Raw genomic sequence first — 25,802 nt, 5'->3', positions numbered from 1 at the left:
TACTTGTAACGAGTACAAGTAAATTTGCAAGTATTGAGTGTGGGTACTCGGTGCATTTACCGTTGCAGAATAATTCCGTTGTTTTGTGATGTTGAATTTTGACTTTTTTCAAAATTTGATACAGATTTAATGCTGAAATAGAACTTTTACATAACTTTTTTAGGATTGAAATGAAATGAGCAAAGAAACACCAAAACTCATTTACAACAGATTGAGCAAGGTTTATGATGAATGTTATAACGAACCTATTCACGCAATCGAAAACGACTTTGTTTTCAAATACTTACTTGATAACGGTTTTCTTGAAGGTAAGGTTCTTGATGTAGGTAGCGGTACAGGCATAGTATTGGAGAATATTGATTTATCACCTGAAAACTATTTCGGATTAGACATCTCCGAAAGTATGCTTGATATTAGTAAGAGTAAGTTTCCTAAACATTTTTTCTTCAAGGGTAATATGTCAAATATGCCTTTTGAAGATAATAGTTTTGATTCGGTTATCTCGCTTTTCGGTAGCTTTTCTTATTCACTTAACCACTCAAAGACAGTTCAAGAAATTGAAAGAGTACTAAAGCCAAACGGTAAGTTTTTTGTAATGATCTATGGACGTAAATATTCTTCAAGAGAAAGTTATATCTTAAACAAATTCCATATTACTTCACCAGCAACATTCTTTAACCATAAAGAAATTAAATCCATATTTTCACGATTTAACAAAAAGAAGATCTTTGGCATTACTTGGTTTAGTGACTCCTTATCAAAATATATAAGTCCAAGATTTATTAAGTTCATCTTTAATCTTGAGCACAAATTGTTTTCTTATTTATTTCCAGATAGGTTTTATTTCTTCATTATTGAAGGAAAGAAAAATGAAAAAAGATAACATTATATTTTTTCCCCTAAGAAAAAACTCCGCCCAGAGGGCGGAGAATGAATTATTACAAATTCATAAGCAGTTTACTCAGACTTTTCGCATAATGCTTAAAGTCTACTTTTATGGAAAATTTGAATTTTCCATAAATAACCTTAAACTTAATCATTTGACTATATTTATTTTTCATCAGTGCCACATGGGTTCACTGATCACTCACACATTGTATGAGCAATTTAAGAGACGATTTTTTGGAATAAATATTTATAAAGGAAATTATGCCAAGACATTATAACATAGAAAACGTATTTGACGCAGCACTTGACAGAATGATAAAACTATATGAGGATGGACATAGAGTAATCGTTTCATTTTCAGCAGGAAAGGATTCAGGTATCTGTCTTGAGCTTTGCATCATAGCAGCTACTATGACTGGAAGGCTTCCAGTAGAAGTCATTATGCGTGATGAAGAAATTATGTACCCTGGTACTTTTGAGTATGCAGAAAGAGTTGCTATGCGTCCAGAAGTTAAATTTTATTGGATTTATGCCAATCAACCAGTTGTCAATATCTTTAATCGTCAAAATCCTTATTTCTGGGTTTTTGACTCTGCACTTCCAGAAGATAAGTGGGTACGTACTCCACCAGACTTTGCTAAAAAAATTCATGAGCAGAATATACAAGGTCTTATTAGCGAAGAAAAGTTTCCACCTGCAAAGGGTAAAAATCTTTATGCTGTCTTGGGTTTACGAACTGATGAATCAATGTTACGTAAAATGGGTTTAATGTCAAGTAAGGGTTATCTAACTAAAGGAAAAAATAGTTACGGAACTTACTATGCAAGACCTATTTATGACTGGTCAGACGGAGATGTATGGAAAGCTGTCAAAGACAATAATTGGGATTATAACAAAGCTTATGACACAATGCATAGGTTAGGAATCAGTAGGCACAAACTTCGCATTGCTCCTCCTACTTTATCACCAGCTGCAATTGACGGATTAATGGTTGCTTCTAAGGCTTGGCCTCAATGGTTTGACAAGGTTTGCGAGAGGTTGCCCGGAGTGAGAACTGCGGCTATGTTTGGTCGTAGGTCAGTCGAGCCAATAAGAAAGCTTGGAGAAACTTGGAAAGAATGTTTTTACAGAACTTGTATAAGTGAAGCACCTGATTGGATTGCACAGCGTTCTCAAAAAGTTGTCAATTATGTAATTCGTAATCATTCACGGCATTCAACAGAAGAATTTCCTGAAGTAACTAAATGTCCAAAATGCCAGATGCTTTCATCTTGGAGAAACCTATCCAAAATTATGTATATGGGAGAACCTTTCTCAATGAAAGTTAAAGTTGATGTGCTTCCTTATGTAGAACCTGAATTTTTCCGAGAAGGAGCTGGAACTTGGGGAGGAAAGCCCACTTGGTAAAAAATATTTTTATATTACAATGTTTGATAATGTGTAACGTCTTGATATGTATGAATTTAAACAGTTTCATAGAATTTATTCAAAGCCAGAATTGGATTTTTGCCAAAACCTATTCTGAAAAAGCTCCACACGAGTATTGCTTAAAAAAGAACTCTCAAAGCATTGATGAGTTTAATGATGCAGTAATGTTTATCAGAAACAATGGAGTTAAAGAGTTTTTCTATAAGAAAGCATTCATATATTTCTATCATGACGGTTACAAATACTGGACAATGGGCGCTCCGGTACATCAAACAATTTTGATTAACCGAACAAATGATTTTAAGAAATATGAATGACTTGATTTATGAAAACTTTTGAAGATGGGAAGTGGCTTTACGGCGACTCCTGGGAAAAATTTCCCATTGAAGATGGTCAAGTATGGCGTGTTGGAAAAAACACTCTGGCGGTCAAGGATTTGACTGAATTGAACTCTTTAGAGTTCTTTGGTCAGAATGCTTTTGATATGTCGTACATTGATCCACCCTGGAACACGGGTAACATTAATTCTTTCTATACTAAAGCAGGGTTTCAAGATAAAAAGGAATTTAACTCTTTTATTGAGAAACTAATGCTATTAGTCAAAACCTATTCTCCAAAAATCAATTATGTTGAAATGGGAAGTCAGAATCTTGACTATGTCAAAGATTTGATAACTCAGTTAAATGGTATTGTTACTAATACTTGGAAAATCAAATATTATCACAAAAATCCTTGTTTTTTAATAAGATATTCATTTGATTCTCCCTCGAAAATTGATTTTGACTTTACAGGTATTGATGATGATTTCACACCACGCATTGCTATGCAATATGAAAAGAACATCAATTCAGTATTAGACTTGTGTACGGGAAGAGGTTTGACAGGAAGAACAGCTCACAGTCTTGGCAAGACTTTCTATGGAACTGAACTTAACAAGAGAAGACTTGCCTGCTTAATTGATTATTATCACCAACAAGGTTTGATTATTAACAAATCCACACAACGGGATTATTAATTAAATTTTCTATTAGAACTAACTGTTTTTTATTTAATATTGAGGTTATAATATGGAAGGCTATAACACAACGCCAGAAGCCACACAAAAGGCTGTAACAGAAAAAATCATTAAGAAAGGCAAGAAGGAAATTGAAAAGAAGAATGTTTCCTTAAAAGAACTTGCTATTGAATATGTTTCGGTAGATTCTATCAAACCGAACAATTATAATCCAAATCGTCAAAGTGAACACGATTTTGAGCTTCTTCTTAAATCAATGGAAGAAGATGGTTTTACACAACCGATTATTGTTCAACAGTCAACCAAAATGATTGTTGACGGAGAACACAGATGGAGAGCCGCAACAGTACTTGGATATACTGAAATTCCCGTAGTCTTCGTTGAGATGACTCCCGAACAGATGAGAATTGCAACGTTAAGACATAATCGTGCAAGAGGAAGCGAGGATTTGGAATTGTCAGTTCAAGTATTAAGAGATTTGCAAGAACTTGGGGCTTTGGATTGGGCACAAGATTCTCTTATGCTCTCCGATGATGAAATCAATAGATTGCTTGATGACATACCAGTTCCAGAAGCACTTGCAAACGATGATTATTCTCAATCTTGGGAACCGTCCGAACTCTCCGATGAAGACAACCAAATTACTGATACAAGTTCAAGGCAAGTTGATGGCACTACTCACGGTGGAGAGATGATAACTGCCGCATCTTCAAAAGCTGTTGAAACAATTAAAGAAAGACAGGCTTTAATTCAGGTTGCTAAGAATGAAGAAGAAAGAGAAATGGCAAGACAGCAAACAAAACTATATCGTGTAAGTTTGATATTTGCCAATGAAGAAGCAGAAATCATAGAAAAAGTGCTTGGTAAAGAACCAGCTTTGAAGCTACTTGAATTATGTAAAAAGGAATTTAACAACGAATAATGTCTGGTAGTTGGGAACATATACCTTGGGAAAGAATGCCCAGAGAAACTGATAAAGCGTTCAAGGCTTTCTGTACCTATCGTGATCTTAGGCAAAACCGAAGTTTTAGTGCCTTATTAGATAAACTTGGCAAGAAAAGCAAAACACAGTTTGCGGTCTGGTCAAGAAAGTATAATTGGCAAGCAAGGGTTAGTGCTTTTGATGATGACGAAGACAGAAAGAACCGTATGCGTCAGCAAGAAAGCATTCAAAAGATGAATGAAAGACAAGCAGGTCAGGCAGAGACTTTTCAAAGAATAGTCTTTTTGCCTGTTACTGCCTTTTCCGAAAGACTTAAAAAAGATAAAGATAATAAAACACCAGCAATTGAAGATTTGAATAAACTTTCAACTGTTGAATTAATAGAACTGATTATTCAAGTAAGTAAATCCTTTGGTAATTTGGTCAATATTGAGAGGATTGCTCGCGGTGTTCCAACTGAAATCGGTCGTAATGAAAACACCATTGTATTTGACAACAAAAAAGATAAGTTTGGAGAATTAGTAGCAAATGACGAAAAAGCAACAAACGCTCTTCTTGAATTCCTCGATGCCGTGGGAAATACTCAAAACAGCAAGCCCAGCGACGATGGCGATGCACATAACGAAGGGACGTTACCAGATAGCTCCACACATCAACATCCTGAACAAGAAACTTCTTGATGTTGCAGGAGGTCGGATAAAACGACTGATAGTTAATATGCCTCCAAGACATGGTAAATCTGAACTTATTTCAAGGTATTTCCCTGCTTGGTATTTAGGCACTTATCCAGACAGAAGAATTATTCTGGTTTCTTATGAAGCTGGATTTGCTGCATCTTGGGGTAGAAAAACAAAAGAAGTTCTTGAAGAACACGGAGAAGATTTATTCGGAATCAAATTAAATAGACTCTCAAATTCTGCATACCGTTGGGATGTTTTAGGTCAAGAAGGTGGACTAAATGCTACAGGTGTTGGTGGTGCTATTACTGGTAAGGGTGCTAATGTTTTAATTATTGATGACCCTGTTAAAAATGACGAACAAGCTAATAGTAAGACTTATAGAGATAAAACTTATGATTGGTTCAGAGCTACTGCATATACAAGACTTGAACCGGATGGAGCAATCATTGTAATTATGACCAGATGGCATTTCGATGATTTGGCAGGTAGATTAATAAACGACCCTGATTCTGATGATAAATGGGAAGTTTTGAGATTTCCTGCTATTGCAAAAGAAAATGATTCTTTGGGTAGAGATGAAGGAGTGCCATTATGGGAATATAGATACCCTGTTGATAAACTAAACAAAATCAAAAGTCAGATTGGTTCTTACTGGTTTTCTGCTTTGTATCAACAACAACCAATTGCTACGGAATATCAAATCTTTAAAACTGAATGGTGGAAAGAATATTCAGATCTACCAAGCGGTTCTTTACTTATTCAATCTTGGGACACAGCTTTTAAAGAAAAAGAGCAAAATGATTTTTCTGTATGCACTACTTGGCTACTTTCAGATAAAGGATATTATTTAGTTGACTATTGGAGAGCTAAGGTATTATTCCCTGACTTGCAAAGGCAAGTTGTTATGCAATATCATAAGCACAACCCAAATGTGGTTTTGATTGAAGATGCGGCAAGTGGTCAAAGTCTAATACAGGTTCTTCAACGTGATACAAAGATTCCAATTAAACCTATTCTGGCGATCAGGGACAAGGTTACAAGGGCACACTTGGTAACACCACTAATCGAATCCGGAAAGGTTTTCCTTCCTAAAAACGCACAGTTTTTAGCTGACATCGTTAATGAATGTTCTGAATTCCCTTACGGTAATCACGATGATATAGTTGATAGTATCACACAAGCATTGGACTATTTAAGAAGAAGAAGTTCAGGAGATAAATCACTTTCATATCTGAGCAAATTAAGCAGAAAGCAAGATAATTATTTCACAAATTATTGAGAAATTAAAAATGGGTTTAATCAATAGAATTAGGAATATGTTTTCAGAAAAAAATGATACTGGCAAACGACCATATCCTCTTGGAGTAATAGCCACAAGGCAAGCTTTTCTCTTTAGTGCTTTAAATGAATTGCTGCCTAATCCTGATGTTATACTTCAAAAGAATAATGAAACACTGGAGACATACAAGAATTTTCTTTATGATGCACACGTATCAAGTTGTGTTCAATCGAGAAAAGCAGGAGTTTTAAGTTTGAATTGGGAGATAAATAGAGGAGGAACAAAAAGTACTGAATCGGAGTTTATTGAAGAAATATTCAATAGTTTAAACCTAAGGCAAATAATTTCAGAAATGCTTGATGCTCCATTGTTTGGATTCAAACCTATTGAGATTTATTGGCGTGAAGTAGAAGGTAAAATAGTACCTAAAGAGCTCAAAGGCAAACCTTCTTGGTGGTTTGAGTTTGATAGTATCAATATGCTTAGATTTAAAGATAGAAACAAACCCAAAGGTGTTTTGCTTCCAAATAAAAAGTTTTTACTGCTTCAACATAATGCTACTTATGATAATCCTTACGGTGAATCTATCCTTGCCAAGTGTTATTATCCAGTTATTTTCAAAAAAGGTGGAATGAAACTATGGTCAGTTTTCACTCAGAAATATGGAATGCCATTTCTTCACGGTAAAATAGGACTTGGAAAAGGACAAGAAGAAGCTTATGAGTTATTCAATGTATTGGAGAAACTACAACAAGACGGAATTGCTGTTACTGAAGAAGAAGTAAGTATTGATATTCTTGAATCATCTAAAACAAGTTCTGCAGATGTATATAAGAACTTGTTACATTTTTGTAATGCAGAAATCTCCAAAGCGATACTCTCACAAACTCTAACAACCGAGCAAGGAGATACTGGTTCTTATGCTATGAGCCAAACGCACCTGCAAGTAAGAAAAGATGTAGTTGATTCGGATAAACAACTTGTAGAATACTGGCTAAATAAGCTGATTGAATGGATTATTGAATTCAATTTTGAATCGGTTTCAGAAATGCCACGCTTTGTTATGTATGAAGAGCAGGATGTTGATATGACATTAGCACAGCGTGACCAAACACTTTCTTCAACCGGGCAAGTGAAGTTTACTAAAGAATATTTCAAACGGAACTATGGATTCAAAGATGATGAAATTGAAATTTCATTTGAACAAACAAAGCCCCAATTCTCCGAATCTGATAAAATCCTTGAGAAGTCAGCTTTTGATATTTCTCAATTTGATGAACTTACTCAATCAGTCTTAAAACCAATACTTGAAATGATAAATGAAAGTAAGAGTTACAATGAAATCCAAGACAAAATAATTGAAATGTTCCCGGAATTAGACACTACCATACTCGAAGACTATTTAGCAAAAGGTATTTTATTAGCAACTGGGAGTGGAATTGTTAGTGGACAGTTGAGAGTGGATAGTTGAAAATGAATTATATCGTTGAATATTATAAAGCTAATGGTAAAATCCCTTCTATGAAAGGTTTTCGTTTTGAAGATCCTTTGCAAACTGCTTTCAAATTGCCACCTGAAAGAGCATTAGAGTGGTTAAAACAAAGAGGTAAGAATCTTAAAATATCAAGTGATTGGGATGAACTTGATGCTGAAGCACATAATAAAGCTTTTACGGTAGCAAAGGTTATGAGTGCCGATATTCTCCAAATGATTTATGATTATGTTGAAAGAGCAAAATCAGAGGGAATGACTTTAAGTAAATTTCAAACAATGTTATTGCCTCGCTTAGAAGCAGCTGGTTGGACTGGTGTAACTCCATCTCGGTTAAAAGTCATTTATGATACAAATATGCAAATGGCGTATTCTCAAGGAAAATATCGTCAGCAGAAACTTATATCTCATATATATCCTTATTGGAAATACACACAGATTCAAAGACCTACAAAAAGACATAATCACAGCTTACTACACGATAAGGTTTTTCGGTACGATGATCCGATTTGGGATTTGATATACCCTCCATCGGGTTTTGGTTGTAAGTGTTCTGTAACACCTATTAAAGACGGTTCTAATGCCGAAGACGGCTCAAAATATTTAAGACAACTTAGAAGGTCGAAAGACTTTACATTACACCCGGCATATACCTGGAAAGTGGACACATCAAAATATGTTAAAGATTTGAGAAATCAGCTGGATAAAATGCTTAACACTAAACCATCATTTTTTGATAAAGCATTTGAGAATGAAGAGCTTTTGAGAAAAATAAGTGAAAAATATAAGGAGCAAACAAAGGAAGATTTAGGGCATCATCATATTGCTGAAATGCTTGGATTTACAGCTAAGCCGAAAGTATTAAACAAAGCAGAAATTGATGAATTGAATTTGTTGGACTACTATATAACTTATCGCGGTTTAAATGGAATTAAAGCCCAAGAGTTTTACGACCAATTCAAATATGGTGATTATTTTTCTGGTAGAGGTATATTCGGAAGTGGTACTTATGTAGCTATTGATGATATTGATGCAACAAGACCTTTCACAAACCAAAAAGAAGTCATGAAAATTCTTTATCCAAAAAATGCTAATATAATTAATTATAAAGACTTAGACAGAGATTTTAATAAAAGAGAAGATGAAATGATGGTTATAGCTTATAAAAAACTCGGATATGAACCCTATGAAGATAAGATTATTTGGCGGAAATTGATGGATGATGAATCAAATCTGAGTGGAAAGGAAAGAGATGAGTTGGAATACAGATACGAGAACATTTCAAGTGAAGTTTTCAAAGAATTTGACAAAATAAGAAGGGATGCTTACTTTTTAAATGATATTGGGGATTATGCAATTTTGAAAGGATATGATGCCATTTTTGTTGAGGATAGGAAATATTTAGTTATTATGAATCGTTCTAAATGTATTGTTCAAAAAGAAAATGTAGAGTTACCACCTGTGGAATTTAGTGAAAAGAAAATTGTCAATATGCCTGCAGATTTAAGTAGGAGACTTGGTAGAGTGTGGGGTCGCATAGCACTATACAACGATGTGAATCCAAATGATGTAGTGCGTATGACTTCTAAAATTGCATCAATTCAAAAATTTCAAGATCTGCCTGAAGAAGTTCAAAAATGGGTTGTTGTTGCCGAGGAGAATATTGGAGAAGATAATGATTAGTAATGACATCACTAATTCGCTTTCCAGAAAGTTCATCGAACTGCAGAAGCAATTTGATGACCTTACACCTGTACTTGAAGTAGTATCGGCACTAATTGAAAGGGCGATTTCTGAAAATTTTGATGGTCGTGGTCGTTGGGATGGTAATGAAAATGATATTACAATATTCTCCGGTGGTTCTCAGAAATGGAAAGCTCTTGCTTCGTCCACTAAGGAGAAATACCAAAGACTTGGTTGGGAATTAGAACCTACATTGAATCGCTCGAAAGGTCTTATGTCAACAATTGAGGTAAGACCACAAGGTAAATCTTCGATAGTTATTTCAGCAAACTCTCCTTATGCGGCTATTCATCAATATGGTGGAACTTTAACGCCAACAATTCTTATTACTTCCAAAATGAGAAAGTTCTTCTGGGCAAAGTATTATAATACAGGATTGGTCAATTGGAAAGTTCTTGCACTTACGAAAAAGAAAGAGCTGAAACCTGTTATTCAGATTCCGGCTCGTCCTTATATAACTTTGACTGAAGAAGATTTGGAAGAGATTTTAGAATTATTAACAAACAGATTTTGAATTATTTTAGCTTTATTGTTGTAATACAAGTTCTGCTATCGTTATTTGTAGGTATTGTTTCTTCACCTTTCATTGAATTATATTCAATCTGAATTTTCACATTTTTATTTCGTGGAAGCCATAATTCAAAGAATCCATTTTTCATGGTATTTATGCCATTATTGATAAGAATATTGCCACTTTCATCAGAAGCGATTACCTTAACTGTTTGTTCCTTGATTTCGCCATCACAACTCGATGGATAATGAGTTTCGCAAGTATGTGTTCCATTTATGTATGGTGCAATAGCGACATAAAAAGAATCTGATGGTAGAGTTTTTTTTACAACTCGTCCGTCAGGAAATTCAAAAACAGCTTCTGAAGTTGATACATAAGTTTTGATTTTTGGAGCAGAAAACTTCCATTCGTTACCCTTAGCAATAGATTCTTTCACTGACAGATTTGTCAGAGAATCATAATACTGATTGTAATCAGGTGCTGTAGAATTTGAGCAACTGATAATAAAGAATCCAAGAGTGAATAAAAGTGCATTTAAATTTTTCATACAATCTCCATGTGTTTAAATTTAAAAAATATTTTCTATTTATTTCATAACTCGCATAGCATTCAAAATTGCAATAATGGCAACACCCATATCTCCAAAGACTGCTTCCCACATAGTTGCAACGCCTAATACACCAAGAAAAATAAGCTTTACCTTCCAATAGCAATACAGATGTTCTGTCATATAATTTCTGGTGATTATAGAAATATCTATGGATATTATCCCTTTTGAAGGTAAATTTGTCATTAGCAACAATTTTTCTTTTCTTGGATTGATGGACATTTTTCTGTTCCATAACTGCAATATACGCAACAATCACCTTCTTTTGGTTTTAAAATTGTCTTACAGTTTTTACATTCATAAAAATACTGGCAAGAGTCTGTCGGCATTTTTTCTTCTTTTTTGTGTCCACAGTTTGGACAAGTAATTACTGATTTGGTTATAATGTACATTTTATTTCTCTTTTTTATCGGTAACTGAATAACCTGTTGAATTGATTGCATTCTCAATTTCATTTATTTTAGTTTTTGATTTGTCAAATTGTATTTGTGCATTTCCATTTTGATAGGATACATCTGCCTTTACAATTCCATTGAGTTTATTGACTTCATGCTTTACTTCTTCTTCGCATCCTTCGCAAGTCATTCCGTTTATTGTAAATTCTGCTGTTTGAAAATTTGATTTGTCAATAATGATTATTTGCTTTTCATTATTCGGAAAGAATATTTTTGAATAATAAGGAAAGGCAAGCATAAGAGCAGCAAAAATAGTAACGACAGTAAGAAAAGTTTTTGACTGAATGAATTTTGGTTTTTCATCTTCTTCACATCCGCACTCATCGGCTTTCTTTATTTTTAATTTCTGAAACCATGCAAAACCAAGAACCAAAATTGTCAAGCATATAAAATACGTTCTGTAAGGTTCAAGCCAATAAAAAGTTGAACCAAGTCCACTAACTCCAGCAATAAGAGCCAAAACCGGTGTTATGCAACATAGGGATGCAGCCGTAGCTGTTAAAATTCCTAATCCTATAAATTTATTTCCTGATCTCATAAAGTTCCCAAAATTATTTTTACTTACTTCTAAATCATATGAATCATTTTGAAATACATTTTAGATGTAATATAGTGACTTTGTACAGCATAATTTATTTATTTCATAACTCTCATAGCATTCAAAATAGCAATAATGGCTACTCCCATATCACCAAAGACGGCTTCCCACATAGTTGCAACTCCCAATGTGCCAAGAACAACAAAGATTAGCTTTACACCCATTGCAAACAGAATATTTTGCCAAACAATAGTTCTTGTTCTTTTTGCTACATCAATTGATTTAACAATTGACATTGGTGAGTCTGCCATTAAAACTATATCTGCCGTTTCAACAGCCGCATCTGAACCTAAAGCACCCATTGCTATTCCAACATCAGCTCTGGCAATTACCGGAGCATCGTTAATTCCATCTCCAACGAATGCTACTTTGCCTTCTTTGTTTTTTGAGATTAGTCTTTCGATGTGTTCAACCTTCTGCTCTGGTAACAACTCGTAATAAAATTCTTTTATACCAAGTTTATTTGCAAAATATTTAGCAGCACTTTCATTATCACCAGTCAACATAACTGTTTTAATATTTCTGGAATTAAGTTCTTTTATAGTTTCAATAGCTTCGTCCTTTAGGGTATCTGAGATAACAATATAACCAGCATATTCTTTATTGATAGCAACATGAACTACAGTACCATCAACATCACACACCGAATGAACGATATTATTTAAGTGGAGAAATTTATCATTTCCGACTAATACATCATTTCCCATTATTTTAGCTTTGATACCATGTCCGGATATTTCATTGACATCACTAATTTCATTTATTAGAATTTTATTGTTGAAAGATTCTATAATAGATTTGGCTATTGGGTGGTTTGAATTTATTTCGGTATAAGCTGCAAATTTAAGAATTTCCTCTGCATTAAATCCGTTTGACGGAACTATTTCAACAACTTTGAATTCACCTTTTGTCAGGGTACCTGTTTTATCAAAAACAACTGTTTTAACTTTTGTTAGTGCGTCTAAATAGTTTGAACCTTTAATCAATATACCACTACGAGAAGCACCACCAATTCCTCCAAAGTAGCCGAGTGGAATGCTAATTACGAGAGCACATGGGCAAGATATAACGAGGACTACCAATGCTCTGTAAACCCAATCTGTGAAAACTGCCCCCTGAATAAAAACTGGCGGAATTACTGCAATAAGAAAAGCAGCAAATACAATCACCGGAGTATAATACTTAGCAAAAGTAGTAATGAACTTCTCTGTTTCAGCCTTTTTACTAACTGCATTTTCAACTAACTCCAATATTTTGGATATTGAAGATTCCCCGAATTCTTTAGTTACCTCAATTGTCACTAATCCTGATTTGTTAATCATACCTGATAAAACTGTATCGCTTTTATTAACAGCTCTGGGAACTGATTCTCCGGTTAATGCAGAAGTATCTACGAAGGAGTTCCCTTCCAAAATTATTCCGTCTAATGGAATTTTTTCACCAGGTTTTACAACAATAATTTGTCCGGGATGAACATCATTCGGAGCAACAATTTGTAAATTACCATTTTCTTTAAGATTTGCATAATCTGGTCTGATAGCTAATAATGCCTTAACTGAGCTTCTTGAACGATTTACTGCAATATCTTGGAATAGTTCACCTATTACATAAAATAGCATAACTGCAACAGCTTCAGGCATAGCGTGTATTATGAATGCACCTAATGTAGCAACGGTCATAAGGAAATGTTCATTGAAAACCTTTCCTTTAATAATATTTCTGATTGCACCCTTTAAAACACCCCAACCACTTATTAGATATGCCACAGCAAATACTAAATATTCAATCCATTGAAACTGAGTTCCATGTATTATATTTTCAAAAACCATCCCAAATATCAAAAGAGCTATAACCACAGCAATTCTAATTATTTCAAATTTATTCTCAACCAATTCATCTTTTAATTGAAAATTCTTATGTGATTTGCTTGTTTCTTCGGCTTGCTCCAAAATTTCAACTTCCGGTTCAATCTCTTTTATCTTTCTCTTAACATCTTCAATATCAGGTGTATCAATTTGTAAAGAAGAATTTGCAAAATTCACTGAGACAAATTTGACATGCTCTAATTTTGCAACGCCTTCTTCTATCTTTGCCGCACATGAAGCACAATCTAACTTTTTTAATATGTAGTTTTTCATAATAATTTAATGTTAAAATGGATAAACAATTTTAAATCTTGGTTTTATTCCGGGACCAACTTCCAAAGCAGGAGAAGGCAATTTAATATAGTTTAGTGTCTGCTTAAACCAATTCCAGAAAGGGGGACCGTCCGGAAGCATTTTTACAAGATTATAATCCAAGGCTACAATGAATCGTGGGCTTCCCCATACTCCCGGAAGAACTTCATAAGAATTAATGTTCTCATTTATTGCTATTGGTTTTGAATAAGAAAGGTTTCGTGCCGAATATCCTATACTTATTTCAAGCCAATCTACCCAGTATTTCTTCAAATCTTTAGGCAATAAATTATATACATTAAAAGAAAGGAAAAAAGTTTGTCCTGAATAATTATCAATAAAATTATTCGAGGGATTTCTTGACAATTCACCATGCCATTCAGGTTTGAAGTACATGGCTTTTGGTGTTATATTTTGTAATATTGGCAGGTAATGCTGAGATACAAAAAACAAACTGCCTAACATATCAAAATAGAAATCTGATGGTTCAAAACCCCAATCCTTTCCGTATCCATCCATTATCTCAATATAAGTTAAATAGGTCAAGCAGGTTAAACCACCTAACCAAATCGAACTCTCTTTACTTATTCCTACTTCTTGATATAAATCTCGATATAAATAACTTATAAAGTTACCTGACCAGAAATGCCCAAATTTATCTGTATATAAGGCATAATCCCAACTCTCTATAATCCGGAAATTTGTTTTATCTTTCCAAATTGAATTCAATTGGTAATTATGTTGTAAAATAAACAGTCCGGCAGTCCCGCCAACTAAAGCAAGACTTGGAAATAATTTCAGATGAGTTTCCTTAAACGGTAATTCGCCTGAAATCGTTGCTCTTTTATAATCGGCAAACTTCAGTTCCATACTATCAATTCTCTCGTATTCATTAACCTTGTTGTTATCGGTTTTTCCATTTATATTCTTTTGAGAATTATCTGCTATTGTATTTTCTGCAACCATTATTTCAACACCTAATAACAGTAAAATCAACCTGATTATCATTTTCCCAATACTCATTTAAACTACTCCACCCGCATTCACAACCGCAATATTGCTTGCTCCGCTGGTTTCACTGTTCTTTCTGGCTTTAACCCAATATTGAATAGCTTTTCCAAGAGGATGGCCGGAATGTATGAAACTTGTCTTAGTAACAACATCAAGCAAAGTCCAAGTCGTTGATGGCGCAAGACAATATTCAATCACAAACTGCGTGCCGGGAGCATTGCCGTTTCTGCTCCAGTCAAGCTCTATAGAGCCGTCGGGAAGCAATTCGGCAAGCAATTCGCTTGGAGGAATAGGATGTTGTGGATAATGACCGCCCTCATGCGTTGAAATTCCTAATTGCGATTTCAATGCAGGAGCAACAGCAGGGTTAGCCTGAATTTTATTAACTACAATTCGTAATTTTTGGATAATAGCATCTTTTGTAGCGTCTTTTGTATCAACAGCGGAGGCAAGAGCGGCTTTTTTTGCCTCAACATCGTTTAGATTTGTTGAATAAGTCGGCTGTAACGTAGAAATAGGGGTTAAATCCCCTGCAATAATACCAAGTGGGACAAGATTGGCATTGGCAACTACAAGAAAATTTGCAAGCCAAGCAATAAAATCTGCGTCTTTTGCAGGAAAATAATTAGCCATCTCAAGAATCTCCAAAATTTATTCAACAAATTTTCAATATTTCAAAAGTTATTCCAAAAACTTCTGAAGAAAACCCGCAGGTTTCTTTACAAAATTAAGATATTTCCAAAGAAAACCTGCAGGATTTTATGCACTTATACAAAATTTCTAAAGAAAATCCAAAATATTCTAAAGAAATTTTCAAATTTCAAAGAATTTTACTTATTCATGGTTCTGAAACGAGTAACTTTAAATATTAAATCTGATGCTTTTTGTCCATTCATCATATTCATATTGCCACCCATATTCATTCCTCCATTCGACATGCTGTTATTCATCATGTTTTTCATGTGATTCATCATATCGGAATGTATGTACATCATGTAGTCGGTATTATGGCTTAAAGCGGAATCTGATTTAAACTCACACATGGTTTTGTTTGAATTCCACTTGAATGTGCCTTTTGTATGATGTGTCATTTTCAAATGGTTCATCATAGTAGTATCCATCATATCCTTCATCATATCTGAATGTCCCATATTTTTGCTAACAGGACAAAGAGAATCAGCAATGTCTTTCTGGCTAATCAAAACAAAATTTGCTTCGATTGTTTTCGTATCTACCGGAGCTGCAAATTGAATTGTAACCGCATCGTTAATGCCAATATTTTGAGTATTGTCAGCAGGACTTATTGTCAAGAAATTTCCTGCATCCGTATTGCCGGAATTATTATCTGTCATATTACTGCAACCTGCAAAGAATGCAGTTGATATTAGCATTAAAGCTAAGCTTATTTTTAGTGATGTTTTCACTGTCTTCTCCTTTTAATTATTTTTACTACCTTGGTTTATCCAAGCTTGAATTTTAACGTTATCACAATCATTTTCAATATAGACTTTCATAGAACCATTGATACTTTTTTTGAGAGTGCCATTTGCCGCCGATTTTTTAATATTATCATAACCTTCAAGGTTAACTCCAGATGCAGTATAACTATTATTATGGCAGTATTCACAATTTTTATTAATTGTTGGTTTTATGGTTTGTAAAAATGACACATAGTTAGTATCACATGTAGAATCAAATTCTAAAGGTTTTACAGGACTTACTTCATCCCTTTCGCAAGAACTAAATCCTAATCCTAATAAAATAGGGAAAAGTATTATATTTGATTTAAAAAACTTACACATAACTTCCAACAGCTCCATTCTCAAATAAATGTGCTCCAACCCATATTGTAATATCTTTACCAAGAACACCTGCACCATAGAATTGAAGTGCTGGCATTCCAAATTCTGATGTAGTTGAACCAAGTGTATCAGTTGAAATAGTAAAGGCAGTTCTTCCTCTAAGAGAGATTGGAGAAGTACCTGGCATAAAATTAGGCCATACTGCATCTGGCCATACTCTTTTATATGCTTCAGATCCTAAAGACACAGGTTTTTCTTTTGTCTGTTCATCATCATCTTTTGGGAATTGGTATCCATTAATACGGAATGATTCTCCAAAAGCGTTTAGTTGTGGATAAACAGAATGACATGTATTGCAAGTAGTTTGATATTTCCTTGCAAATGCAGGTATTGAATATGCAGTCTGTATATTAAGAATAAACATTACTGCAATAAGCGATACTAAAAATATTATTTTTCTCATACTCAATTTCTTATTATATAAAATATTTAACAATTACAATAACTGACTTATTGTCGCATAATTAAAGCTATCATACATTTATGTAAACTAAATGTAACAGTGAAAATGCAAATAAAAATGGATAATTGTTATGCTATGTGGGATAGCAATGAAGAAATTGGATCTGCCTCATCGACAGAATGAGAAGTGGAGTGTATAAACGATATAATATAGTTAATAGGACACTTAAGTGGGTTATCTCTATCTTTTACCGTTATTTTATCTTTAATTATTAAATTAAAATTTGCTGTTTGAAAATAATCATAGGCAATCAATGACACTACAAAAATGTCTTTTGTCCTTTCAATTGAGTATAGATTGATACAAATATCATTTGAAAATTCAAAATTTAAACAGCATGGTGCGTTAAAATGATTTGTATTAGTTTCAGTGGTTTTTGAATCCTTCGTTTGGTTTGAACTATTTTCTGACATATTCATCAAGGAGCATCCTGTTTGAACCTTTTTGTGTCCCATTTGACAACCTGTACTCAATTGACTACTTGCAAGATTTTTTTTATTGCAACCGGTACAACAATCGCTTTTGAGATTATTCGTTGAAGAATCGAATAAAGATATATGAAATGTGCCTCTATGGTGGCACTTATGTATAGTAATATTCAAACCTATGGCTGATATTGGTAATATCACCAAGAGGAGTGTCGCTGTTATATGTCTGATTATTCTAATCATTTTCCTAAATAAAATACTACACAATGCAAAAATACGAAATAACCTTCAATATATTGCAACATTTTTTTTATTTCTTTGTCTTTCTCAAAATATTCCCGACCGCTCTCTCGTTCATTCCCAATTCCCTTGCTATTTTCTTAATTGGTATTTTCGTTAAATTTGATCAACCAATCAGAGTTAAGAACATTGTTGATAAAATTTGCATAAAATATTTCACATTGCGTTTCCTTGATAATAAATAATTTATTTTTTAAATTTCATTTTTATTGCAATTTCTGTACTGATTGTCCTTCTCAATTTGGATTGTCGAATGCCCGATATTAAAATCGTGATGAAGATTGTGGTTTATTTTATATAAAAAATTTTCTTCAATCTTGCTTGATGGCATCACTAGATGAACTGTAAGAGCAGTTTCTGTTGTACTCATTGCCCAAATATGTAAATCATGGACTTCCTTAACACCATCAATTGATTTAAAATATTTGAAAACATTTTCATAATCAATATTTTTAGGAACGGCATCCATAGATAAAAAGAAAGATTCTTTGAGCAAATTCCAAGTTCCAATCACAATAACTATCACAACAACAAAGCTAATAATCGGATCCAACAAATAAAAACCAGTTAAATTGATAAGCAAACCAGCTCCTACAATAGCAAGGGAAACGCCAGCATCAGCAGACATATGCAAAAATGCACCTTTAATATTTATGTCTTTATTTTTACCTTTCAAGAAGAGAACGGCTGTTAAAGCATTAATGACCACACCAATTCCAGCTACAATCATCATCGTTGTACCTTGTAACGGTTCTGGTGTAATTATTTTCCTGACAGCTTCAATAGAAATAGCACCAACAGCTATAAGAAGAATAATAGCATTGAATAATGCAGCAAGAACTGTTGATTTTCTTAGACCATAAGTCCTTTGATTAGTAGCTGAAGTTTTAGCAAGATACGATGCTCCCCATGCAAGCAATAAACCCAGTACATCGCCTAAATTATGACTTGCATCGGCTATAAGAGCCATTGAATTAATTCTCAATCCGAAGACAAATTCAAAAACAACATAAGCCCAATTTAAAATGATGCCAAACGCAAAAGCATTGTTGTAATCTATCTTGTTTTCAAAGTTATTGTGATTGTGTTCCATAATCTTAATAAGCATATTTTAAAAATATTTTTGATTGATATCCCAAATTAAATTTTCAATAATGATATTATAATAGATTTCTAAATTCATATCGCCTCTTCTCCTCTTTCATTCGTTCTGATTTTAATGACATCTTCAACATTGTAAACAAATATCTTCCCATCGCCGGTATTTCCGGTATGAGCAAATTTTTGAAGAACATTTACAACTTCTTCAACCATATCATCAGAAATAACCAACTCGATTTTGGTTCTTGGAATAAACTCAACCAAATCATAAACAATTTTATCAGGAGCATTTTTTGCCCTACTTTTACCAAAACCTTTAATATCTGAAACTGTAACTCCGGGCAAATCTTCAATTTTAGTCAGCTCATCAATAACTTCCAATAGTTTAAAAGGTCTTATAATTGCTTTTATTTCTTTCATATTTATATCCTTTATTATTTAAGAAAATTCCGGCTTGTTTTTGATGACAAGCCGGATATAATTTACATTTCAGCTTCGACTTTCCTTTTTTCAAACCAACTGTATATTGAAGGAATAATCAGTAAAGTAAGTATTGTTGATGTAATTAAACCACCAACAACTACAACTGCGAGTGGCTTTTGAACTTCAGACCCTGCTCCGGTTGATACAATTGCCGGAACCAAACTAAAAATAGTAATGAATGCTGTCATAAGCACTGGGCGCAACCTGTCCATACTACCTTTTTCAATTGCTTCACTAAGAGGCAAGCCTTCTTCTCTAAGCTGATTAATATGTGTTACTAAAACAACACCATTTAATACAGCCACACCGAAAAGGACAATAAAGCCAACTGATGCAGGTACTGATAAATAAAGACCTGAAAAATAAAGCGCAATGATACCTCCAATCAAGGCAAATGGCAAGTTTGAAATTACGAGCAATGTTAGACGCATGGAATGGAAAGTAACGAATAACAGTAAAATTATTAATCCAAGAGCTATTGGAGCAATAATTATTAGCTTGTTCATTGCTCTTTGCTGATTTTCAAACTGTCCGCCCCAATGTAAATAATAGCCTGATGGAAGTTGGATATGTTCTTTGATTTTTTCTTTAGCTTCTTCAACAAAACTACCAATATCTCTGCCACTAATATTCATTTCAATACCAATTCTTCTTATACCATCTTGACGGCTAATCTGAACAGGTCCTTCAATCATTTTAATGTCAGCTATTTGCGAAAGAGGTATATTCATTCCCTCTTTAGTCGGAACAAAAATATTACTGATAGTTTCTAACGAATTTCTTTTATCTTCCGGAATTCGCACAGCAATATCGAAGCTCTTATTTTCCTCATAAAATTTTGAAGCTGATTTACCGGCGATTGCAATTTCAACAATATTTTGAACATCACTTATATTCAAACCATATCTTGCGATTTTGTTTCTGTCTATTGAGATTGTTAAATATGGCTGACCCGCTACTTTTTCTGTAATTAAATCAGTTCCACCCTTAATACCTGAAAGAACCTTTGCAATTTCATCAGCTTTGCTTTTCAATATTTCAATGTCTTCACCAAAAAGTTTTAATATTAATTGTGCTCTTGTACCTGCCACAATTTCATCAATTCTGCACTGAATCGGCTGACTAAATCCAAAAGCGATTCCGGGAATAGATTCAAGTGATTCCCTCATTTCATTATTAAGTTCTTCTCTTGAAATATTTCTTTTCCACTCGTTTTTGTGTTTTAATACACCTACATATCCTGTTTTGTCAACACCTCTTGTGTCAAGAGCAACACCGGTTTGACCTATCCTTCCTACGACAATATCTAATTCATCAAATTTCTCGAGTTTTGCAACTGCCATTTTGTTTACTTCTAATGATTTAGGGAGCGAGACTCCGGGTAATAAGGCAATATCCATATCAAAAGCACCTTCATCCATTATCGGTATAAATTCTGTACCCAATCGGGTAAATAGAAACAATGAACCGATTAAAGCTACTATTGACGTAATTAGAATAACGCTTTTCCTTCTTATACTAAACTTGAGTAATGGGAGATAATTCTTTGAAAAGAATCTCATTACAAAACTTTCTTTTTCAGCTTGTGGTTTCAAAAATATAGCACATAACTGCGGTATGATAAAGATAGACATTAATAGCGAAGCAATGATAGCCAATCCAACTGTGATAGCTAATGGTGCAAACATTTTTCCTTCTATTCCTTCTAATGCCAGAATTGGAATGAATGTTATTGCTATTATTATTTCACCATAAATACTTGGTTTTCTAACATCAAGAATGGCTTTAAGAATGAGAGCCATTCTATTGATTTTGCCTTTACCTTCATTTAGCAGTCTTTGGACATTCTCTACTTGAATGATTGATGCGTCAAATTTCATTCCTGTAGAAATTACTAAACCTCCGATGGACATCAAGTTAGCACTTACACCCAGTAACTTCATAAAGACAAAGGTAAGTAAAAGGGATATTGGAAGTGCGATTAAAATTACAGCCGAACCCCGAAAACTTCTTAACAATACGAAGGTTACTATAAGGACAAGGATTGAACCTTCAAGAAGAGCTCTGATAATAGTTAAGATACTCTCATCTACAATATCAGTTCTATCATAATAAGGTACAATTTTCATTCCATCAGGGAGCATGTTGCTTTCGTTAATCTCTTTAACTTTCTCTTTGACGAGATGAACAACTTCACGTCCGTTTCCACCCCTTAACATCATTACAATTCCACCTACTGTTTCATTCTGTCCGCTTTTTATAGCGGCTCCCATACGGACAGCTTCACCAACTTTAACTTGGGCAACATCTCTTATGAAAACAGGTGTACCTTCATGGGATTTTAGAACAATACTTTCAATATCACTAATACTTTTTATCAGTCCAACACTACGAATAATATATTGGTCTGAACTTCTTTCAAGAATATTTCCACCTACATTTTGATTGTTGTTCTCAATTGCTGAATATACTTCATCAACAGTTAGAGAATATTTCAATAATTTCTCAGGTGAAACGATTACTTGATATTGTTTAAAATACCCTCCAAAAGAATTTATTTCGTTTACTCCGGCAACATTCTTTAATTGAGGAGTAATAACCCATTCTTGCAGTGTTCTTAAATCAGTCAAATACTTTATTTTAGCAAGTGAGTCATCGGGCATTTTTCCTTCAAGTGTATATTGGTAGATTTCCCCCATAACTGTTGCTATAGGACCCATAGCTATCTCAACGCCTTGAGGAACCTTTTCCCTGGCTTCACCTAATCGTTCAAATACTAATTGTCTTGCGAAATATATGTCAACATTATCTTTAAAAACTAAAGTTACAATTGAAAGTCCAAATTTTGTAACAGAACGCATTTGCACAACATCCGGTATTCCACGCATTGCCATTTCAATAGGATAAGTTACATTCCTTTCAATTTCAATTGCAGAAAGCCCGTCGGCATGGCTGATTATTTCGACCTGAATATTTGTTACATCAGGGAATGCATCAATGGAGATATTATAAGCCGAGTAAACTCCAAATGCAACAATCAGCAAAGAAAGGAATAATATCATTCCTTTTCTTGTTAATGTCAAGGTTATTAATTTTTCTAACATCAGTGTTCATGCCCTTCCAATTCTTCTTTTTTCATTTCACTAATCAAATAGAAAGCGCCCTTTGATACAACTACTTCTCCCTCTTTTAATCCATCTGTAATTTCAATTCTTTTATTTGAAGGTAAACCGATTGAAACAAATCGTTGCTCAAAGGTTGTGTCAGACTCTTTAATAAATACAAAATACTTATCCCCTTCTTTTATAAGAGCTTCTTCGGGTATCAACAATGCCTGAGTGTTATCTCCGACTGGTATTTTTAATTCACCAAACATTTGTGGCTTCAATTTATTCTTATTGTTTGAAAATTCAGTTCTAATTAATAAGGTTCTCGTTTGTTCATCGATTGATTGACCAATGTAGATTACTTTACCTGTGAAATTTTCATTAGGGAAAACTGTAGAAGTAAAAATTGCAGATGTTTTTTGAGTAAATTTGTTTAAATCCTTTTCAAATACTTGCCCATCAATCCAAACCGAGCTTGTATTAACAACTTTGAATGCATTTGTATTCGTTTCAATTAATTGACCTAATACAATGTTTCTTTCAACTACAATTCCACTTATTGGTGACTTGATAGGTAGAGTCCCGGAAGTATGTTCATCATGTGATTTGCTGTTTAACATATCTTCATCAGATAGCCCGATTGAATGAATTCTCTTATCTTCTGCTTTAAATTCAGCTGATGCTTTTTCATACTCAGCTTGACTTTCTAATAAACTTTTTTGTGAACCTATTTTTTCTTCAAATAATTTCTTTTGTCTTTCATAAGTTGATTTGGTAAAATCTAAGTTTGCTTTTGCCTTGAGGAAACCAGCTTTAATTGTTCCTATGTCCAATCCTTCAACTGTCATAAGAACTTGCCCAGCCTTTACGTAATCTCCTATTTTAACAAAAACTTTCTGCACCCTTCCTTGTACTAATGATCCAACTTGTGCTTCATTATCTTGATTATGTACTATTGTTGCTGGAATTGTGATAAATCCGGTCATAGTTTGCAAAGAAACAGTCTCTGTTTGAATATTTATCAATTTTAGCGATTCTTGACTAAGTTTTACCAATTTCGAATGCTTTTCGTGATCTTCATCGTTTTTACCTTCGCTTTTATGGCTTTCATGTTCATCTTCATGTTTTCCTTCGTTTTTGTGGTTTTCTTTTTCGCTGCATCCTATGAGAATGAATACCTGAAAAATAACAACCAATAAAAATTTGATATTTAATTTCATTTATTTCTCCTTTACTTATTTATTTGTTATATTTTGTCCAACAATTTCTTCAATCTTAAATATGGATTGATAGTAATTAAAGATGGCATTATTGTAGTTATTCTTTGAAATATTCAAAGTTTGCTTAGCTTTCAAATATTCAAGATAGGTTAATTCACCTACCTCGTAACTTTTTGAAGCAGTTCTGAAAATTTCTTCCGATTGTGGCAGAATGTCCTCCAAATAAAGTTTAACTTGTCTGAGGTTGTTCTCGTAGTCAGTTATTGAATTTTTCAAATTTATTGAAATATCGTTCTTAGTTAATTGAAGAATATTTTCAGAAATTGACTGATTTGCACTTGCTTCTTGAATTTTGCCATTCTGTTCAAACATAAACCAAAGTGGAACAGATACACCAACATTAAAGCCATGGAATCCACTTTTATTGTCAAGTGTTTGAGATAAATATGCAAGATTTATTTTTGGTAAATAAGAAGATACAGCAAGACTTTTTTCTACGTTTGATATATCATAATTAATCTCGGCAATCTTAATTTGTGGATTATTTATTTCAAATATTTTATTGAATTGACTCGTATTTAATGAGTAGTCAACAAAATGTAAAGAATCTTGCAAAGAATATACGGAATCTATTGTTTGATTTCCAAATCCAAGAGTATAATTCAATTCTGCAAATGCAGTTTTTAGTTCATTTTTTGAAATTTCTAAGTTGTTTTGTGCTTCAGAAAATTGAACTTTTGCAGTAAGTCTTTCTAAGTTGGTACCTTCACCGACATTTTGTCTTATTTCTGATTTTTTTAAGAAGTCTTCTGTTATTAATAGATTTTCTTCGGCTGTTTTTAATTGATTTTGTTTTGCAAGTACTTTATAGTATGCAGTCTTTATTTTAGTAGTGAGATTTCTCTCAATAAGTTTGAGCTGAAAATAAGTAATCTCTTCAGCTTTAGAGTATTTACTCCCTTTTAAAAAGTAAATTGACGGGAATTCAAAGGATTGAGAAACAGAAATAGTTCTTTCGTTACCTAACCCATTGGTAGGGGATATAAATTGATTATCATATGCTATCTCCGGTTGAGGTAAGGAAATTCCACTTAAGTACCTCCCTTTAGAGCCACTTATATTCGCATGAGCTGCCTGAATTTCAGGATGGTTCTTTAAACCTATATCCAGTGCATTTTGTAGAGTTAAACCCTTAATTTTATTTTCTTGCCCAAACATAGTGCTGAATGTACAGCATATGAAGAACAAGACAAAAAGATGTCTCATTTTTTCTCCTAAAAGTTATAAAATATTATAAAAAATTGATAGGGAAAAATCTACTAAATTAGGAGTGAGCTTAGAAAGTGTATTAACTTTTTGTTCTTGAGTCTATGAGGATAGAAATCAGAATTATTTGTATTTGGGATTATAAGATAATTGCTTATATTTATTAATGGGATAATAAATGCAGTATTTAGTAATTGATTAATGTTATTGAATGAAGCAAGTGATGAAGTCCTTATTTTATCTGAATTTTGAAAAATAGAGCAAACATCATGTCCTTCATGATGGTCTGCACAATCTTTCAAGATTCCAGTTTCTGAGTGCAAAAACAAGAATCCTATAATTAAAAGCAATATAAAGGCTACTTTTTTCATAGTTTATAAAGACGAACCAAAAAAATAAATATTTCAGAAGTTAAAACTTTTTTCCGTTGTCTATTTTTAAGCTTTTCTTTCTCATTATATTTGCTACAGCTCTTTCATTCATTCCAAGTTCCCTTGCGATTTTCTTAATTGGTATCTCTTTTATGTTTTCTTTTATATAACGTTCAATCAAAGAGCGTAAAGAATTCACCATTGGAATACTAACAGTAATTCCACCCAGTTCTTTGATAAGAATTCTTGCAGTTTCAATTCCACAAGTTTCGGCAACAATTTGGAAATGCTCAGGCAAATCCTGTTCTTCAAGCAATTCTATAATATCTTCATTTCTCATAATTTAATTCCATTTATTTTATTAAAGATTATTCC

General features: G+C 33.4%; 26 protein-coding genes. 10 read left to right on the top strand and 16 right to left on the bottom strand.

Going from position 1 to position 25,802, the window contains the following annotated elements; genetic code table 11:
* Positions 1-175: 175 nt before the first annotated feature.
* From KF896_05555 to KF896_05510, 10 genes are all read left to right on the top strand, one after another.
* Positions 176-883, top strand: coding sequence for a class I SAM-dependent methyltransferase (locus KF896_05555; protein MBX3043164.1), 708 nt, complete (start codon positions 176-178; stop codon positions 881-883).
* A gap of 266 nt (positions 884-1,149) precedes the next feature.
* A complete protein-coding gene (locus tag KF896_05550) occupies positions 1,150-2,295 on the top strand; it encodes a phosphoadenosine phosphosulfate reductase family protein (GenBank protein MBX3043163.1) in 1,146 nt (381 codons plus the stop codon).
* 50 nt (positions 2,296-2,345) lie between these two features.
* Complete coding sequence (locus tag KF896_05545) at positions 2,346-2,633, top strand: hypothetical protein (GenBank protein MBX3043162.1); 288 nt, start codon at positions 2,346-2,348, stop codon at positions 2,631-2,633.
* Positions 2,634-2,641: 8 nt separating this feature from the next.
* Complete coding sequence (locus KF896_05540; GenBank protein MBX3043161.1) at positions 2,642-3,331, top strand: hypothetical protein; 690 nt, start codon at positions 2,642-2,644, stop codon at positions 3,329-3,331.
* 52 nt (positions 3,332-3,383) lie between these two features.
* The gene (locus tag KF896_05535; GenBank protein MBX3043160.1) at positions 3,384-4,253 is read left to right on the top strand and encodes a ParB N-terminal domain-containing protein; all 870 of its coding nucleotides are present in this window, start codon (positions 3,384-3,386) and stop codon (positions 4,251-4,253) included.
* The gene (locus tag KF896_05530) at positions 4,253-4,954 is read left to right on the top strand and encodes a hypothetical protein (GenBank protein MBX3043159.1); all 702 of its coding nucleotides are present in this window, start codon (positions 4,253-4,255) and stop codon (positions 4,952-4,954) included. Before KF896_05535 ends, KF896_05530 begins: the two co-directional genes overlap by 1 nt.
* Positions 4,887-6,233: a phage terminase large subunit gene (terL, locus tag KF896_05525; protein ID MBX3043158.1), complete on the top strand. Its 1,347-nt coding sequence runs from the start codon at positions 4,887-4,889 to the stop codon at positions 6,231-6,233. The genes KF896_05530 and terL overlap by 68 nt, the downstream gene beginning before the upstream one ends.
* 10 nt (positions 6,234-6,243) lie before the next feature.
* Complete coding sequence (locus KF896_05520) at positions 6,244-7,704, top strand: DUF935 family protein (protein ID MBX3043157.1); 1,461 nt, start codon at positions 6,244-6,246, stop codon at positions 7,702-7,704.
* A gap of 2 nt (positions 7,705-7,706) precedes the next feature.
* Entirely contained in the window at positions 7,707-9,407 is a 1,701-nt protein-coding gene (locus tag KF896_05515; GenBank protein MBX3043156.1) for a hypothetical protein, read from the top strand.
* Positions 9,400-9,981 carry a phage virion morphogenesis protein gene (locus KF896_05510; GenBank protein ID MBX3043155.1) on the top strand — a complete coding sequence of 194 codons (582 nt, stop codon included), beginning with the start codon at positions 9,400-9,402 and terminating at the stop codon, positions 9,979-9,981. Before KF896_05515 ends, KF896_05510 begins: the two co-directional genes overlap by 8 nt.
* A gap of 1 nt (position 9,982) precedes the next feature.
* On the opposite strand, the gene KF896_05505 is transcribed toward KF896_05510, so the two are convergent.
* The 16 genes from KF896_05505 to KF896_05430 all read right to left on the bottom strand — a co-directional run bounded on the left by KF896_05505 (position 9,983) and on the right by KF896_05430 (position 25,767).
* Positions 9,983-10,525 carry a CueP family metal-binding protein gene (locus KF896_05505; GenBank protein ID MBX3043154.1) on the bottom strand — a complete coding sequence of 181 codons (543 nt, stop codon included), beginning with the start codon at positions 10,523-10,525 and terminating at the stop codon, positions 9,983-9,985.
* A 39-nt stretch (positions 10,526-10,564) separates the two neighbouring features.
* Positions 10,565-10,807, bottom strand: a complete 243-nt coding sequence (locus KF896_05500) for a hypothetical protein (GenBank protein ID MBX3043153.1) — start codon at positions 10,805-10,807, stop codon at positions 10,565-10,567.
* A 171-nt stretch (positions 10,808-10,978) separates the two neighbouring features.
* On the bottom strand, positions 10,979-11,578 hold the full coding sequence (merTP, locus tag KF896_05495; protein MBX3043152.1) for a mercuric transport protein MerTP: 600 nt from the start codon (positions 11,576-11,578) through the stop codon (positions 10,979-10,981).
* Positions 11,579-11,676: 98 nt separating this feature from the next.
* The gene (gene cadA / locus KF896_05490) at positions 11,677-13,776 is read right to left on the bottom strand and encodes a cadmium-translocating P-type ATPase (protein ID MBX3043151.1); all 2,100 of its coding nucleotides are present in this window, start codon (positions 13,774-13,776) and stop codon (positions 11,677-11,679) included.
* A gap of 12 nt (positions 13,777-13,788) precedes the next feature.
* Entirely contained in the window at positions 13,789-14,838 is a 1,050-nt protein-coding gene (locus KF896_05485; protein ID MBX3043150.1) for a DUF2279 domain-containing protein, read from the bottom strand.
* Positions 14,839-15,459, bottom strand: coding sequence for a fibronectin type III domain-containing protein (locus KF896_05480; protein ID MBX3043149.1), 621 nt, complete (start codon positions 15,457-15,459; stop codon positions 14,839-14,841).
* A 197-nt stretch (positions 15,460-15,656) separates the two neighbouring features.
* The gene (locus tag KF896_05475) at positions 15,657-16,250 is read right to left on the bottom strand and encodes an Ig-like domain-containing protein (GenBank protein MBX3043148.1); all 594 of its coding nucleotides are present in this window, start codon (positions 16,248-16,250) and stop codon (positions 15,657-15,659) included.
* A 12-nt stretch (positions 16,251-16,262) separates the two neighbouring features.
* Entirely contained in the window at positions 16,263-16,628 is a 366-nt protein-coding gene (locus KF896_05470) for a hypothetical protein (GenBank protein ID MBX3043147.1), read from the bottom strand.
* Positions 16,621-17,052, bottom strand: coding sequence for a hypothetical protein (locus tag KF896_05465; GenBank protein ID MBX3043146.1), 432 nt, complete (start codon positions 17,050-17,052; stop codon positions 16,621-16,623). The genes KF896_05470 and KF896_05465 overlap by 8 nt, the downstream gene beginning before the upstream one ends.
* A 167-nt stretch (positions 17,053-17,219) precedes the next feature.
* Positions 17,220-17,606: a hypothetical protein gene (locus KF896_05460; protein ID MBX3043145.1), complete on the bottom strand. Its 387-nt coding sequence runs from the start codon at positions 17,604-17,606 to the stop codon at positions 17,220-17,222.
* 466 nt (positions 17,607-18,072) lie between these two features.
* Entirely contained in the window at positions 18,073-18,972 is a 900-nt protein-coding gene (locus tag KF896_05455) for a cation transporter (protein MBX3043144.1), read from the bottom strand.
* A gap of 86 nt (positions 18,973-19,058) precedes the next feature.
* A complete protein-coding gene (locus tag KF896_05450) occupies positions 19,059-19,400 on the bottom strand; it encodes a P-II family nitrogen regulator (GenBank protein ID MBX3043143.1) in 342 nt (113 codons plus the stop codon).
* Between the two features lie 62 nt (positions 19,401-19,462).
* Positions 19,463-22,567 (bottom strand): efflux RND transporter permease subunit, encoded by a 3,105-nt coding sequence (locus KF896_05445; protein MBX3043142.1) that lies wholly within the window; start codon positions 22,565-22,567, stop codon positions 19,463-19,465.
* Positions 22,567-23,790, bottom strand: a complete 1,224-nt coding sequence (locus KF896_05440; protein ID MBX3043141.1) for an efflux RND transporter periplasmic adaptor subunit — start codon at positions 23,788-23,790, stop codon at positions 22,567-22,569. Before KF896_05440 ends, KF896_05445 begins: the two co-directional genes overlap by 1 nt.
* 15 nt (positions 23,791-23,805) lie before the next feature.
* On the bottom strand, positions 23,806-25,056 hold the full coding sequence (locus KF896_05435) for a TolC family protein (protein MBX3043140.1): 1,251 nt from the start codon (positions 25,054-25,056) through the stop codon (positions 23,806-23,808).
* Positions 25,057-25,467: 411 nt separating this feature from the next.
* A complete protein-coding gene (locus tag KF896_05430) occupies positions 25,468-25,767 on the bottom strand; it encodes a hypothetical protein (protein MBX3043139.1) in 300 nt (99 codons plus the stop codon).
* Positions 25,768-25,802 lie beyond the last annotated feature (35 nt).

The sequence above is a fragment of the Ignavibacteriota bacterium genome, from assembly GCA_019637995.1.
In the GTDB taxonomy this organism is placed as follows: domain Bacteria; phylum Bacteroidota; class Ignavibacteria; order Kapaibacteriales; family UBA2268; genus JANJTB01.
This window is presented reverse-complemented; position numbering and strand designations above follow the sequence as displayed.

Excerpts from the sequence above, each read along its gene's own strand:
- KF896_05555 (MBX3043164.1), top strand. The coding sequence starts at position 176 with ATGAGCAAAGAAACACCAAAACTCATTTACAACAGATTGAGCAAGGTT.
- KF896_05550 (MBX3043163.1), top strand. The coding sequence starts at position 1,150 with ATGCCAAGACATTATAACATAGAAAACGTATTTGACGCAGCACTTGAC.
- KF896_05545 (MBX3043162.1), top strand. The coding sequence starts at position 2,346 with ATGAATTTAAACAGTTTCATAGAATTTATTCAAAGCCAGAATTGGATT.
- KF896_05540 (MBX3043161.1), top strand. The coding sequence starts at position 2,642 with ATGAAAACTTTTGAAGATGGGAAGTGGCTTTACGGCGACTCCTGGGAA.
- KF896_05535 (MBX3043160.1), top strand. The coding sequence starts at position 3,384 with ATGGAAGGCTATAACACAACGCCAGAAGCCACACAAAAGGCTGTAACA.
- KF896_05530 (MBX3043159.1), top strand. The coding sequence starts at position 4,253 with ATGTCTGGTAGTTGGGAACATATACCTTGGGAAAGAATGCCCAGAGAA.
- terL (MBX3043158.1), top strand. The coding sequence starts at position 4,887 with ATGCACATAACGAAGGGACGTTACCAGATAGCTCCACACATCAACATC.
- KF896_05520 (MBX3043157.1), top strand. The coding sequence starts at position 6,244 with ATGGGTTTAATCAATAGAATTAGGAATATGTTTTCAGAAAAAAATGAT.
- KF896_05515 (MBX3043156.1), top strand. The coding sequence starts at position 7,707 with ATGAATTATATCGTTGAATATTATAAAGCTAATGGTAAAATCCCTTCT.
- KF896_05510 (MBX3043155.1), top strand. The coding sequence starts at position 9,400 with ATGATTAGTAATGACATCACTAATTCGCTTTCCAGAAAGTTCATCGAA.
- KF896_05505 (MBX3043154.1), bottom strand. The coding sequence starts at position 10,525 with ATGAAAAATTTAAATGCACTTTTATTCACTCTTGGATTCTTTATTATC.
- KF896_05500 (MBX3043153.1), bottom strand. The coding sequence starts at position 10,807 with ATGTCCATCAATCCAAGAAAAGAAAAATTGTTGCTAATGACAAATTTA.
- merTP (MBX3043152.1), bottom strand. The coding sequence starts at position 11,578 with ATGAGATCAGGAAATAAATTTATAGGATTAGGAATTTTAACAGCTACG.
- cadA (MBX3043151.1), bottom strand. The coding sequence starts at position 13,776 with ATGAAAAACTACATATTAAAAAAGTTAGATTGTGCTTCATGTGCGGCA.
- KF896_05485 (MBX3043150.1), bottom strand. The coding sequence starts at position 14,838 with ATGAGTATTGGGAAAATGATAATCAGGTTGATTTTACTGTTATTAGGT.
- KF896_05480 (MBX3043149.1), bottom strand. The coding sequence starts at position 15,459 with ATGGCTAATTATTTTCCTGCAAAAGACGCAGATTTTATTGCTTGGCTT.
- KF896_05470 (MBX3043147.1), bottom strand. The coding sequence starts at position 16,628 with ATGTGTAAGTTTTTTAAATCAAATATAATACTTTTCCCTATTTTATTA.
- KF896_05465 (MBX3043146.1), bottom strand. The coding sequence starts at position 17,052 with ATGTTTATTCTTAATATACAGACTGCATATTCAATACCTGCATTTGCA.
- KF896_05460 (MBX3043145.1), bottom strand. The coding sequence starts at position 17,606 with ATGGGACACAAAAAGGTTCAAACAGGATGCTCCTTGATGAATATGTCA.
- KF896_05455 (MBX3043144.1), bottom strand. The coding sequence starts at position 18,972 with ATGGAACACAATCACAATAACTTTGAAAACAAGATAGATTACAACAAT.
- KF896_05450 (MBX3043143.1), bottom strand. The coding sequence starts at position 19,400 with ATGAAAGAAATAAAAGCAATTATAAGACCTTTTAAACTATTGGAAGTT.
- KF896_05445 (MBX3043142.1), bottom strand. The coding sequence starts at position 22,567 with ATGTTAGAAAAATTAATAACCTTGACATTAACAAGAAAAGGAATGATA.
- KF896_05440 (MBX3043141.1), bottom strand. The coding sequence starts at position 23,790 with ATGAAATTAAATATCAAATTTTTATTGGTTGTTATTTTTCAGGTATTC.
- KF896_05435 (MBX3043140.1), bottom strand. The coding sequence starts at position 25,056 with ATGAGACATCTTTTTGTCTTGTTCTTCATATGCTGTACATTCAGCACT.
- KF896_05430 (MBX3043139.1), bottom strand. The coding sequence starts at position 25,767 with ATGAGAAATGAAGATATTATAGAATTGCTTGAAGAACAGGATTTGCCT.